The organism is Georgenia ruanii, assembly GCF_009193175.1.
In the GTDB taxonomy this organism is placed as follows: Bacteria; Actinomycetota; Actinomycetes; order Actinomycetales; family Actinomycetaceae; genus Georgenia; species Georgenia ruanii.
This window is the reverse complement of sequence record NZ_VUKE01000004.1, coordinates 84277-97851: the sequence shown is the minus strand read 5'-3', so window position 1 is coordinate 97851 and position 13575 is coordinate 84277. Positions and strand designations below refer to the sequence as shown.

Genomic DNA, 13575 nt, shown 5'->3' with positions numbered 1-13575 from the left:
GGTACCCGGCTTCCGGCAGGGTCGCGGCACGGGCGGACGGGAACCGGCCTAGAAGAACAGGAGGGTGTCGAGGACGAAGAGCGGGATGAGCACGCCGAGGGACCAGCGCATGTAGCCGAGGAAGCTGGGCATCCGGACCCCGGCCTCGACGGCGATCGAGCGGACCATGAAGTTCGGGGCGTTGCCGATGTAGGTGTTCGCCCCCATGAACACCGCGCCCGCGGAGACCGCCATGAGGAGGTGGGGGTCGATGACGCCCAGGGTCGTCGCCACCCCGCTGGTGGCGCCGAGGCTGGCGGCGGTGGTCAGGAAGACGAGATAGGTCGGGGCGTTGTCGAGGACGCTCGACAGGGCGCCGGTGGCCCAGAAGAACGCGGCCGGGCTCGTCACGCCGAGCTCGCCGCCGCGGGCCTGGAGGATGGCCAGCGCGGGGATCATCGTCACGAAGATGCCCGCGAAGAGGATCGCCACCTCCTGGATGGGCCCCCAGGTGAAGCCGTTGGCGGCGCGCAGCTCGCGACGGGTGCCGCGGAAGGCGAGCAGGGCGGCCAGGAGGATGACGGCGTCCCGCAGGAGGCCGAGGGTCGGCACGGTCACGTGGCCCTCGGCGGTGGTGACCAGCGTGATGCCGCGGGCCTCCCCGGTGGCCGTGTCCATGAACAGCGGCTGCTGGGCCAGGGCACCGGAGAGGATGACGGCGCCGACGATCATGAGCAGGAAGACGACGTTGTGGAGGCCGTCCACCCGCACCCGCTCGCCGGTGTGCTCCGGGTGCGGCCCCTCGCGCCGCATGAGGCGGGAGTCGATGAGGTAGAAGACCACGAGCAGCACGGCGGTGTTGAGGAGCACCGGGCCGAGCAGGTGCATCGTCCAGAAGAACGGCACGCCGCGCAGGAACCCGAGGAACAGCGGCGGGTCGCCGATCGGGGTCAGCGCCCCGCCGATGTTGGCGACGAGGAAGATGAAGAAGACGACCTGGTGGACGCGGTGCCGCCGCCAGGCGTTCGCCCGCAGCAGGGGACGGATCATCACCATGGCCGCCCCGGTCGTGCCGATCCAGCTGGCGAGCAGCGTGCCGACGAGCAGCAGGACGACGTTGACCTTGGGCGTGCCCGAGAGCGAGCCGCGCACGACGATGCCGCCGGTGACGGCGAACAGCCCCAGGATGAGGATGATGAAGGGCAGGTAGTCCAGCAGCAGGACCTCGGCGCCGTGGGTGAGTGCCACCGCGGGGCCGAAGCCGACGAGGAACGGCACGAAGAAGGCCAGCGCCCAGAAGGCCGAGACCTTGCCCTGGTGGCGCTCCCACCAGTGGGCGTTCACCAGCGGCACGACGGCGATGGACAGCAGCATCCCGACGAACGGGATGATGCTCCACACGGGCAGCTGCTCGCCCAGCTCCATCTGCACACCTCTCGGTCACGACGTCATGCCGCCACCGCAGGGCATGACGACGCCCGGACGGGCCCGTGCACGGTCGGTGGTCGGCGAAGCGGCGCCGCCGCGCGGTTCGCTCCGCCACCGTTATATCCGCACCCCGGCCGCCGTCCGAAAAATGTCCATCCGTTGCCTCGGGTGGGCGCCACGCCCGAGGCGCGACCACGACACCAGCATGCCGCCCGCAGACCGAGATGGCACCGACGCGACCTTCAGCGGACGGGACGCGGCAGGTGCCGATATCGCGGGGAGAAGGCGGAGCCGTCGATGACCTCCAGCCAGCCTGCGCGGTTCAGCGTGTGGAGGCGATGACCGGGCCAGCGCGGCCCCGGTCCGATCGTTGCGATGACACGCTGCTCGAACGCGTCGTCGTCGAGGCGGGTGACCTCTGCCAGGGCGAGGGCGGCGCCATACCCCCGGCGACCATCCTGGACCGGCCGGATCAGCCGGCCGTGTCGGCTGACCACCCGGCCGGCGGGACGGGCCGCGGCGATGTCGACGAGCACCGGGTTGCGAGAGTGGGGCGACCACGGGCCCTGCAGGCGCTCGGCCGACCACAGGTGGAGCGCATCGGAGTACGAGCCGCCGTTGCGCACCGTGGCACTGAGCCACCACCGCCCGCCGTGGCGGAAGGGAGTGGCGTCGCTGACCTCCATCCCCTCGAGCAGAACCTCCTCCAGGGTCCACCCCGCGGGGAACCGGGTCGCGCGGTACAGCTCGACAGTCCCCGCGCCCGAGGTCTCGGGAATCATCCACACCTGTCCACCGTCCTGCAGCACGAACGGGTAGGACAGGTGGGCATCGTGCTCCAGCACCGGCCACGGGGTGCCCCTCGGACCGTCGCGGCCGAACTCGACCACCGAGATGACCCCCCGGCCGAGGCGATGGTCGAAATCCTCGACGAACAGGTAGGTCGCGTCCCCGACCCGGATCGGAAACGGGTCGGCGTAGAAGTGCCACCCGTCGTCCGGAAGCTCCCGCCACCCTGATGGCGGGTGCCCGCCCAGGTCGATGACGTCGGGCCCGTCGTCGACGCGCCGCCAGCCCACCCGCCAGTGCGGTGCCCGGTACAGCAGCCGGTAGGCGCGGTGCACGGCTGCCCGGGCGACGAGCCGCCCGGCGCGCCGGACGAGCGGGACGTGTCGGACCTGGAGGTGCTCGCCGTCCTCGATGTGCGCCGCTCCGTCACCGTCGAGTGCCGCATGGAGCAGCTGCGTGCACCCCGCCAGGACGTCCTCGAACGCGGCCACGGTCACCGCCGGGTTCTCGCTGCCCGGGCGGCCGGCGGCGAGGACACGGCCAGCCGCGGCGTCGACGACGCGCACCACCGGTGCCCGGCCGGCCAGCAGGGCGGCCAGGAGCGCCTCCTCGCCGGTGCCGCCATCGAAGGTCAGGTGCCACGTGCGGACGTCCGCGTCCGCCACACCGACGAGGTCGAGCACCACCTCCGGGTGCGGCCAGCCGTCGCGGTAGGGGCCGAAGAGATGCGCGGACACCGTCGCCGAGCGACCGCGTGGCAGCCGGTGCAGGACCTGTTCGAGCGCGAAGAGCCGCTCGACCTCCGGTGCGACGGGGCGGGAGGGGCCGTCGTACCACCGCACCCCGACCTGGAGATCTTCCCGTCCGGCGAGCGCGGAGACGAGCTCGAGATGCCACCGGCGAAGGGAGCGACGGTCGAGCCGGACTGCAAGACGCACCCTTACCCCCTCGGTTCGCGAGGCGCCTGGGCGCCCGGAGCAGCCCGCTTCTTCCCCTGCCCGGCCGGTCGTGCCTGCCCGGGTTGCTGCTCCTTGGCCTGCCGGCGCGCCTCGCGAGCCAGCAGCACCCGCTTGGCGACCCGGCGAGCCCCGAGGTAGGCGTCTCGCGCGAGCACTCCGACTGCGCCGACCGGTGTCCGCCGCAGCCGGACCTCGAACAGCGGCCTCGGTCGGGCGCCAAAGTCTGCCTTGTACGGCTCGTCGCCGACCGTGAGGTCGAAGTGGCGCTGGCCGCGGCCGATGGCATCTCGGACCAGCTCGTCGACGATCAGCTGGCCCAGCGAGCAGCGTGCTAGCCGCTCCACGTCATAGCCGACCAGCATGAACAGCTCCGAGGTGTGGTCCGCCAGGCCGAAGGCCACGGCCACCGGCTCGCCGGCCACCTCCAGCGCGACCAGGCGTCCGAGGAAGTCCGTCACGCTCTCGCGTGCGGCGGCACGGTAGAACGCGTCGCAGGCGTCGTCCTGGAGGAGGTCGACGCCGCGCCGGCCGGCGAAACGAGCGGCGCGGAAGTGGCGCATCCGCTCCATCAGCGGCTCGACCTCGGCCGGGTCGGTGATGCGCCGCAGCCGGCGGTCCCCCTTGGGTCGGAGCCGCTTGTACGCGCGCGCCAGGTGCCTGACGAAATGCGGATCGAGCCCCTCGTACCAGCCGTCGACCGTGCCGGGAAGGTCGACCAGGTGGGTGTGGTACGCGTGGCGCCGCGCCCTGGCCCCGGCGAGCAGCGACACGAGGGTGTCGGGCGAGCTCGCGACGCGCTCGATCCGCAGCAGGTCGAACCTCCCCAGGGCCGCGCGGATCTGCCGGGCGAGCCCACCGTCGCCGAGGAGGGCGGAAGCGTCTCGTGGGTCGAGCACCGGCGCGGCATAGTCGCTCACCCCGAGATCGGCGAACTCGACCACCCGCAGCGGGCCCTGCCGTCGGCGCGTGAGCGGCAGCACCAGCGCTAGGCGACCCTCCGCGTCGCGCACGGTGACGACCAGCCTGCGCGCGCCGCGACGGGGAGCGAGCACCTCGTACAGGGTGTGCAGCCACAGGCCGTGCTGGAACGGTGTCGCGTCGGCACGGGCGTACAGGTCGGCGTACTCGGACGAGCGAAAGTCGAACTGATCCTCGCGCCGGACCGTGTACCCGGTCGGGGGAGCCGGCGTCGTTGCCACCTCCGCCACCGCCGGCGACCTCGTGTCGGCAGGCGTCACCATCTCAGGCCCCCTCACGGAGGCGAGAGACGTCCCGGTACCACTTGGGCAGGGCGAGCAGCGCGTAGCCGGCGGTGCCGAGCAGCATGACCCCGTAGGCGACGAGGAAGACGTGCGGCCAGGCGAGGGTGAAGAAGACCAGGCACAGGATCCCGTAGTCGGTGGGGGCGGAGAGCATCGCGCGAAGCACCGAGGGCCGCGAACTGTCGGCGGTGGCCAGGCGCGGTCCGCTCGGCTTGCGCAGGCGCTCGGTGAGAATGAAGGCGAAGAACAGCGTCGTGTCGAGAGCGCTGTAGGCGAGGGGAACGACGAGGAGAAGGTCGGTCGGGAGGTCGGCGAAGCGATACAGCGAGACGACTACCGCGAGGTGAATGGTCGCCGTCTTCAGGCTGTCGCAGACGTGGTCCAGCCACTCCCCCGCCGGCGAACCGCGGCCCAGCAGGCGTGCGAGCTGCCCGTCCGCCGAATCGAGGCCGTAGCCGATGACGAGCAGCACCGCGATCACCGCCGCCATCGCGGGTGACGGTGGCACCATGGCGACCAAGGCGATGCCGGTGAAGGTGAAGCACGCGCTGACACCGGTGACCTGGTTGGGGCTCAGGCCGACCTGGTGCGCCGCGGCGGCGAGGATCCGCCCCAACGGCCGGTTGACCAGTCGGGAGTACAGCGGAGCGCCCCTGTTGGACTTCTGCGCGACCCCGAGGGCGCGTACCGCCTCCGTGAAGCTTCTCGTCGTGACGTCCATCCTCGCTCCGGGTTGTGGCCTGGCGCCGTGCGCGCCATGGCCCGCCACGCTAGGCGGTTGCCCGCCCGGACGGGCCCGATTGCCCCGGCCGCACGGTGGAACCGGCCGGACGTGCGGACACCTTGCGGTCCGGTGCGGGCCCGCCACTCCGGACCCGTCAGGCACGCGTCATGGCGTCGGTCCGGCCCACAGGTCGTCGAACAGGCCCAGTACCGGCGCGTTGGTGGCCGATCCGGACAGATACGTCCGCAGTCCGACACCGCCCGCGGTCTGCAGCCCCGCCGTCGAGTCGGTGACCGACGCCGTCCACGCCTCCGGCTCGGGGGTGCCGGTCGCCCACACCTTGGCCTGGAGGATCGTCGGCGAGGTCCCGAACGCCTGCACCCGCACCTGGACGAGGTCGCCCGGCGCGACCATGAGCCCGCCGACCGTCCTGGATTGCAGGTTGGTCTCCGTGCCGCCCACGGCCCGGCCGAGGATGAGCATGACCTCACCGGTCGACAGCTGCCTGATGTCGGCGAAATAGCGATCGCCGCCGGACACGAGACGGGGCTCCACGGTCAGGTAGGTGCCACCCCCGGTCGCCGCCTTGTCGGCACCGACCCGGACCCGAACGTCGGTGCCGCTGGAGGACACCCCGGCCAGCTGCGCCGCGGGACCGGCCCCAGGGGCGCCCATGCGGATCGTCCCCACCCCGTTGGTGACCGCGAAGTTCGACGCGGTCCCGGTGCGTGCCCAGGCACCGCCGAGGTCGGCACTTCCCCAGCCGTTGGTGACCGAGCGTCCGAAGGCGTCCAGCGCGAACGGCGTGGTCTCGGCATTGACGCCGGCCTTCTGCGTCAGGGTGTTCGTCGCGCCACGGTCGTCCGTGACGGTGAGCGTGACGTCGTAGGCGCCGGTGACGGCGTAGGTGTGGCTCGCCGTCGGCCCGGAGGCGGTGCCGCCGTCCCCGAACGTCCAGGCGTATGACGCGATCGTGCCGTCCGGGTCGGAGGAGTTCGTGCCGTCGACCGCCAGCGTCAGCCCGTTCGGCGCCATGGTGAAGGAGGCCGTCGGGTCGGCGTTCGGCGGGGCGGTGACCGTGACGTCCTTGGCGAGGGTGCCGCTCGCCCCGGCGTCGTCGGTGACCGTGAGCGTGACCCGGTAGGTGCCGGGCGCGGCGTAGGCGTGGCTGGCCTGGGCGCCCGTGGCGCTGCCGCCGTCGCCGAACGTCCACGCGTACGACGCGATCGTCCCGTCCGCGTCGCTCGAGCCCGCGCCGTCCACCGTGACGGTCAGCGCGCTCGTCCCGAAGCCGAAGGCGGCGACAGGAGCGCTGTTGGGGGCCGCTCCGCCGGTGCCCGCCGCGTAGTGCGCCGCGATGTCGGCCGCGGACAGCTCGGTCTTGTAGATCGCGATCTCGTCGATGTCACCGGCGAAGTAGCCGCTCGTCGGCGCCGATGGCCAGCCGCTGACCGTGTCGCCGCCGATGCGCCAGTAGCCGATCGCGAGGTGCTGCCCGACGGTGACGTCGGTACGCGCGCCCACCTGCTTGCCGTCGAGGTAGAGCCGCATGCCGCTCTTGGACAGCGTGGCCACGGCGTGGTGCCAGGCGCCGTCGTTGTAGCGGCCGGGACTGCTCACCACGAGCCTGCTGGCGTTCGGCTTCACGCCGAAGTGGATGCGGCCGGTGTTGTCCATGTAGAGCTGCCGGTCGTGCCGGCTGGAGCTGCCCTGCGTGTTGCGGTTGCTCCACCCGACCAGCCGACCGCCCGCGGTCGTCCTCGTCTTGAACCACGTCTCGATCGTGAACACGTCGGGCGGGTTGCCCGGTGTGGTCGTCGCGGCCCAGCCGGTGTTGGTGCCGCCGAAGGTGGCCGCGCCGTCGCCGTCGTTCCTGATGGCGCCGGCCGACGTGCGCTTCATCCCGGTGGCCGCGGTGAGCGGGTGGAACCCGACCGAGTCGGCCGCCGTGGTCCCCGAGGTCTCGCCCATCCGCCAGTAGTCCGTCGGTTGGCCGGCGTAGACCGCCTTGACGTAGGCGCTGTCCGCGCCGCTCGAGGCCACCGTCACGCTGGTCCACGGCGAGTTGGCCACGTTCCCGAAGGGGTCCGTGACGACGACGCGGTACTGGTGCGTCGAGCCCGGCGCGAGTCCGCTGTCGGTCACGCCCATCGTGTAGGGGTTCCAGAACCGCGCCGCGGCGCTGCGCGTGTGGATCAGCCCTGCCGCGTTCTGTGTGTCGCGGTAGACGCGGTAGGTCAGATACTCGTTGTCGATGTCCTCGTTGGTCCGCCAGCTGATCCGCACCTGACCGGCCCCCGTCGAGCGCACGTTCAGGGGGTAGGTCGCGGCGAACAAGGTCGGTCCCTTGGCGTTGGGGGCCTTGCCGCTCACGGTGAACCGTGTGAGCCCCTGCTGACTGGTGCCGTTGACCCGGGTGAACTCGCCCCCGTACACGACGTAGTCGCTGTTGCCGACCACGCTCCACGGGCCTTGGAACTGGCCGGTGAAGGTGCCGGCGTTGAACTGGGGGTACCAGCCCAGCTGCGATGAGGTCGGCTGGCCCTCGAAGCTGTAGTAGCGCCCCTGGTCCGGCTCCCAGGACCCGGTGCCGGTGGGCGCCTTACCGAGAGCGATCGCCCGGTAGTACGGATAGTCGCCGACGCCGCCGGCCCCCTGGCGCACACCGTCGATGTTCTCGCAGTAGTGGGTGTGTCCCGCGCCGTACACCACGTCGCCGACGGGGTAGACGCCATACGTGTCCCCGTGGCAGTCGTCGAGCCACCGGACCTCCCCGGCGTTCCAGCTCGCCGCGAAGGTGCCTTCCCAGGTGCCGCCGCTCTTGCCGTAGGTCCAGCCGCCGCCGTAGACGTACGTACCGTCGGTGGCGAGCGTGTCGATGGCGCCGTCGACGGTGCCGTTGCGAACGTACTGGTTGACCGCGAACGGCAGGCTTGCCCCGGTGGTCGCATCGACCATGCCGAGCCCGTAGCCGGGGTTGCTCGAGCCGTTGAGCGCGGTGAACCCGCCCCCGACCGCGACCTTGGTGCCCTCGGGGTTGATCGCGAGCGCCGCGACGGTGCCGCCGGTGGCCTGCGGCGCCCAGTCGAGCAACGCCCCGTTCGACGCGTTGAACGCCGCAAGGTTCTGACGGCTCGCGCTGCCCACGCCGTTGAACGAGCCGCCGGCGTACACCGTCGTGTTGGTGGCCACGATGGCGGCGACGTGGTAGCCCATCGGCGGAGCGAAGCCGGGGACCAGCGCGCCCGTGGCGACGTCGAAGGCCGCCAGGCGTTGACGGGGCTGACCGTTGACGGTCGTGAACTCACCGCCGACGTAGAGGCGGGTCTTGTCCGGGGACACCGCGATCGACCGCACCTGCTGGTTGAACGTCGGCGCGAAGGACGTCATCTGGCCGGTGGTGACGTCGAACGCCATCATGTTCGACCGCGGCACCGTGTTCTGCCCCGGTGCCGAACCGGCCGGCCGCGCCTCCGAGAAGCTCCCGCCGACGTACACGACGTCGCCGACCATCGCCATCGACCAGACCACCCCGTTGATCTGCGGCGTGGGGAGGTCGTCCGCTGACACGGTGACCGGGGTGGTGGGGGCCTGGGGGTCAGCCGGTCTCGTGTCGGCCCGTGCGGTCGGCGGTCCGCCGAGGCCGAGAAGCGCGACGGCGAGCACGAGGGCCAGCCCGGCGACCAGTCGCTGCCTGAGCTGCCGCACGCCTCGCACCGGCAGGTTCCGGGAAGTGTCCACGGCGGTCAACCCCACATCCTTGAGTGCTGGAACCCGGACGCCGTGGGGCGTGCGGGCGTGCATGCGGCGATGGCCGCGTGCGGATCCGGTGGCCTGGTCAGTCAACGGAGCCCCCGAACGCCACGGTGGGCGCCGCACCCGTGTAGCTGATCTCGACACGGACGTCGTCGCGCCGGTCCTCCGGCACGGCGAAGACATACGTCCCGGTGGCGGAGGACCCGGCGGCCAGGTCGCCCCGCAGCGGCGCGCTGCCCTGCTCGAAGTCGGTGGCGGGTGTGCGGTCCTGGCCGTAGGACACGAACACGGTCACGCCGTCGAGGGAGAGCGCCCCGGCCGAGCTGTTCGTCGCCTCGACGGTTACCGCCAGGGCGGGGCCCGCGATCTCGCCGGGGGCGCGGGCCACGCCCTGCACGGGCACGATCTCCGTCAGGCTGACGGTGAGCCCGGTTCCGAAGTCGGCGGTCTCGTCCAACCCGACCGGCGGGTTGGTCGGGACGGGCTCGACGGGTTCCGTCCTGCCGGCGCCGAGGGTGCTGGGCGTCCCCGGGCTGGGTGACGGGATCGGCGCCCCGTCCGGCATCTGCGTGGGTGGGGCGGCGGGCGCGGAGGCAGTCGGCGCCGCGGACGGGGCCGAGCTGGAGGGGGCCGGCTCGTCGGCGCCTCCGCCGAGTGCCCAGCCGACGACGGCGAGCGCCGCGATCACGGCGGCGAGTCCTCCGAGCGCCCGCCCGCGTAGCCTTCCTTGCATTGCGCACACACCTCGCGTCCGGGCCGGCGCCCTGCGCGCCGTGGCCGAACGCTAGGGCGCGCGCATGCGCGGACGGAGGCGATTGCCGCGGCCGTGCGGCTCTCCTGGCCCGAGATGCGGAGATCTTGCGGTCGGGTGCGGTCGTGCCACCCGGTCGCGGCCCGTGCCGGTCAGTGCGCCGAGGCCGCCCCCACCGTCGCGGCCGCGGCGACGGAGTCCTTGAGGACCGCGTCGATGACCTGCCCGACCCACTCCAGCAGCGCGACGTCCTTGAGCGGCTTGCCGCCCAGGCGGGCGGTCATCGGGTAGGGCACGAGGATCGTGCGCACCGCCGGCTTGAGCACGGTGCCGGGGTAGAGCCGCTTGAGGCGCAGCTGGGCGGACTCGGGCAGCTCCACCGGGGCGAAGCGGACGTACTTGCCCTGGGCGGTGATGTCGGTGAGCCCCACCTCGCGGGCCTTGTCGCGCAGCGCGGCGACGGCGAAGAGCCGCTCGACCGGCTCGGGCACGGGCCCGTAGCGGTCCACGAGCTCCTCGCGCACGGCGGCGATGGCGGCGTCGTCGGCGGCTGCGGCGATCTTGGCGTAGGCCTCCAGGCGCAGCCGCTCGTGGGCGATGTAGTCGTGCGGCACGTGCGCGTCGACCGCCAGCTCGATCTTGACGTCGGCCTTCTCGGTCTCCTTCTCGCCGCGGAACTCCGCGACGGCGTCGGAGACCATCCGCACGTACAGGTCGAAGCCGACCCCGGCGATGTGTCCGGACTGCTCCCCGCCGAGCAGGTTGCCGGCGCCGCGGATCTCGAGGTCCTTCATGGCCACCTGGATGCCGGCGCCGAGGTCGGTGTGGGCGGCGATGGTCGCGAGGCGGTCGTGGGCCGTCTCGGTCAGCGGCTTCTCCGGGGGGTAGAAGAAGTAGGCGTAGGCCCGCTCGCGGCCGCGCCCCACCCGCCCGCGCAGCTGGTGCAGCTGGGACAGGCCGAGCTGGTCGGCCCGCTCGACGATCAGGGTGTTGGCGTTGGAGATGTCCAGGCCGGTCTCGACGATGGTGGTGCAGACCAGGACGTCGAACTCCTTGTCCCAGAAGTCCTGGATGACCTTCTCGAGCTGGTGCTCGTTCATCTTCCCGTGCGCGACGCCGACGCGGGCCTCCGGCACCAGCTCGGCGAGGTGGGCGGCGGCCTTGTTGATCGACTGGACCCGGTTGTGCACGTAGAAGACCTGGCCCTCGCGCAGCAGCTCGCGGCGGATGGCGGCGGCGACCTGCTTCTCCTCGTAGGCGCCGACGAAGGTGAGCACCGGGTGGCGCTCCTCCGGCGGGGTGGCCAGCGTGGACATCTCCCGGATGCCGGTGATGGCCATCTCCAGCGTGCGCGGGATCGGGGTGGCGGACATCGACAGCACGTCGACGTTGGTGCGCAGCTGCTTGAGCGTCTCCTTGTGCTCGACGCCGAAGCGCTGCTCCTCGTCGATGATGACCAGGCCCAGGTCCTTGAACCGGACCTCCCCGGTGAGCAGGCGGTGGGTGCCGATGACGACGTCGACGGTGCCCTTGCTGACGCCGTCGCGCACCGCCGTCGCCTCGGCGTCGGTCTGGAAGCGGGACAGCGCCTTGACCGTGATCGGGAAGCCGGCGTAGCGCTCGGAGAAGGTGTCCAGATGCTGCTGGACGAGCAGCGTGGTGGGCACGAGGATCGCGACCTGCTTGCCGTCCTGGACCGCCTTGAACGCCGCACGGACCGCGATCTCGGTCTTGCCGTAGCCGACGTCGCCGCTGATGAGACGATCCATCGGGGTCGACTTCTCCATGTCGGCCTTGACCTCGTCGATGGTGACGAGCTGGTCGGGGGTCTCCTGGTGGGGGAAGGCCTCCTCCAGCTCGCGCTGCCAGGGGGTGTCGGCGCCGAAGGCGTGGCCCTTGGTGGCCATCCGGGCGGCGTAGAGCCGGATGAGCTCCGCGGCGATCTTCTTGACCGCCTTCTTGGCGCTCGCCTTGGTCTTCGACCAGTCCGAGCCGCCGAGCCTGTTGAGCGTGGGCGCCTCGCCGCCGGTGTACTTCGTGACCTGGTCGAGGGAGTCGGTGGGCACGAAGAGGCGGTCGCCGGGCTGGCCGCGCTTGGAGCTGGCGTACTCGATGACGAGGTACTCGCGGGTGGTGGCGTCCGCCCCGGCGCCGACGGTGCGCTGGACGAGCTCGACGAAGCGGCCCACGCCGTGCTGCTCGTGGACCACGTAGTCCCCGGCGCGCAGCGCGAGCGGGTCGACGACGTTGCGCCGGCGCGAGGGCATGCGGCGCATGTCGCGGGTGGAGGTGCCGGCGCGGCCGGTGATGTCGGCCTCGGCGAGCAGGGCGAGCTTGAGGTCGGGGGCGACGAAGCTGCGCCCGCTGCTCGCCGTCGTCACGAGGACCACGGACGACGGCGGCTCCTGGGCGATCTCGTCGACCACCCGGGCGGGCACGTCGGCGGCGGAGAGCTGCTCGGCCATGCGCCGGCCGGGCCCGGGGCCCTCGGTGGTGAGCACGAGGCGCCAGCCGTCGTGGACCAGGCCGGCGAGGTCCTTGAGGGCCTTGTCGACGTCGCCGTTGTAGCGCTCGACGTCGCGGGCGCCGACGGCGAGGGCCGACCCCAGGCTGTCGACGTCGTCGCCGGAGTCGTTCATCAGCTCGGCGAGCTCGGCGTCGGTGGGCAGCGAGCTGAGCGACCACCAGCCCAGGCCGCGGGTCAGGGCGAGGGCGCGGGCCTCGGCGAGGTCGGCGAAGGAGGCGGCGCGCAGGTCCAGCGGGGTCTTGCCGCCCTGGGCGGCGGAGGTCCAGGCCGCGGCGAGGAACTCCTCGGTGGTCGAGACGAGGTCGTGGGCGCGGCGGCGGATCTTCTCGGGGTCGGAGAGCAGCACGAGGGTGTTGTCGGGCACGAGGTCGAGCACCGGCTGCATGCCGTCGACCAGCGCGGGGGCGAGGGACTCCATGCCCTCCACCGCGATGCCGTTGCCCATCTTCTCGAGCATCTCGGCGGCGCCGGGCAGGTCCTCGATCAGCGCCAGCGCGCGGGCGCGGACCTTCTCGGTGAGCAGCAGCTCACGCGAGGGCGGCGCCCACAGGCCGTGCTCGGCGAGCTCGAGGGAGCGCTGGTCGGCGACGGCGAACCAGCGGATCTCCTCGACCGTGTCGCCCCAGAACTCGATGCGCATGGGATGGTTCTCGGTGGGCGGGAAGACGTCGAGGATGCCGCCGCGCACGGCGAACTCCCCGCGCCGCTCGACCATGTCGACGCGCGTGTACGCCGCGGCGGCCAGGGCCGCGGCGACCTCCTCGAGGTCGGCCTCCTGCCCCACCTCCAGGGACACCGGCTCGAGGTCGCCCAGGCCCTGCACCACCGGCTGCAGCAGCGCGCGCACCGGCATGACGAGCACGGCGATGGGCCCGGACTGGCCGCCGGCGGTGGGGTGGGCGAGCCGGCGCAGCACGGCCAGCCGCTTGGCGACGGTGTCGCTGCGGGGCGAGAGCCGCTCGTGCGGCAGGGTCTCCCACGCGGGGAAGACCGCGACGGCGTCGTCGGGCAGGAAGTTGCGCAGCGCGTCGGCGGCCTCGTCGGCCTCGCGGCCGGTGGCGGTGACCACGACGACCGGGCGGCCCCGCTCCCCCGCGGTGAGCTCGGCGACCAGCGGGGCCCGCACGCCGACCGCGGCGTTGACCACGACCTGCGGGGCCAGCACCGGCTGGCGGGCCATCTCGGTGGCGGATTCGACGGCGGGGTCGGTGCGCAGCAGGGGCAGCAGTCCGGTGAGCTTCATGAGTCCTTCGGGGCCAGGCGGTGGGCGGCGCGCTGCGCGTTCCGGCCGGGAGCACGACGGCGGGACCTGGCCCCGCGCGGGCAGCACGTGAGCCCCGCATCCCGGAGGGGGCGGGGTCCGCGCACGAGTCTACGGTCGGCGGCGCCCAGGCGCCGAG

General features: G+C 72.5%; 7 protein-coding genes. All 7 read right to left on the bottom strand.

From position 1 onward, the window contains the following. Positions 1 to 48: 48 nt before the first annotated feature. The 7 genes from GD880_RS06070 to mfd all read right to left on the bottom strand — a co-directional run bounded on the left by GD880_RS06070 (position 49) and on the right by mfd (position 13418). Positions 49 to 1404: a sodium:proton antiporter gene (locus GD880_RS06070; RefSeq protein ID WP_152230734.1), complete on the bottom strand. Its 1356-nt coding sequence runs from the start codon at positions 1402 to 1404 to the stop codon at positions 49 to 51. 245 nt (positions 1405 to 1649) lie between these two features. After that, complete coding sequence (locus GD880_RS06065) at positions 1650 to 3134, bottom strand: glucosamine inositolphosphorylceramide transferase family protein (protein WP_152230733.1); 1485 nt, start codon at positions 3132 to 3134, stop codon at positions 1650 to 1652. Positions 3135 to 3136: 2 nt separating this feature from the next. After that, the gene (locus GD880_RS06060) at positions 3137 to 4354 is read right to left on the bottom strand and encodes a GNAT family N-acetyltransferase (RefSeq protein ID WP_193314385.1); all 1218 of its coding nucleotides are present in this window, start codon (positions 4352 to 4354) and stop codon (positions 3137 to 3139) included. Positions 4355 to 4397: 43 nt separating this feature from the next. After that, positions 4398 to 5138 carry a CDP-alcohol phosphatidyltransferase family protein gene (locus GD880_RS06055; RefSeq protein ID WP_152230731.1) on the bottom strand — a complete coding sequence of 247 codons (741 nt, stop codon included), beginning with the start codon at positions 5136 to 5138 and terminating at the stop codon, positions 4398 to 4400. Between the two features lie 168 nt (positions 5139 to 5306). Next, complete coding sequence (locus tag GD880_RS06050; RefSeq protein ID WP_152230730.1) at positions 5307 to 8882, bottom strand: PKD domain-containing protein; 3576 nt, start codon at positions 8880 to 8882, stop codon at positions 5307 to 5309. Between the two features lie 97 nt (positions 8883 to 8979). Beyond that, positions 8980 to 9585 carry a hypothetical protein gene (locus tag GD880_RS06045; RefSeq protein WP_152230729.1) on the bottom strand — a complete coding sequence of 202 codons (606 nt, stop codon included), beginning with the start codon at positions 9583 to 9585 and terminating at the stop codon, positions 8980 to 8982. Positions 9586 to 9800: 215 nt separating this feature from the next. After that, a complete protein-coding gene (gene mfd, locus GD880_RS06040; protein WP_152230728.1) occupies positions 9801 to 13418 on the bottom strand; it encodes a transcription-repair coupling factor in 3618 nt (1205 codons plus the stop codon). Positions 13419 to 13575: the final 157 nt, after the last annotated feature.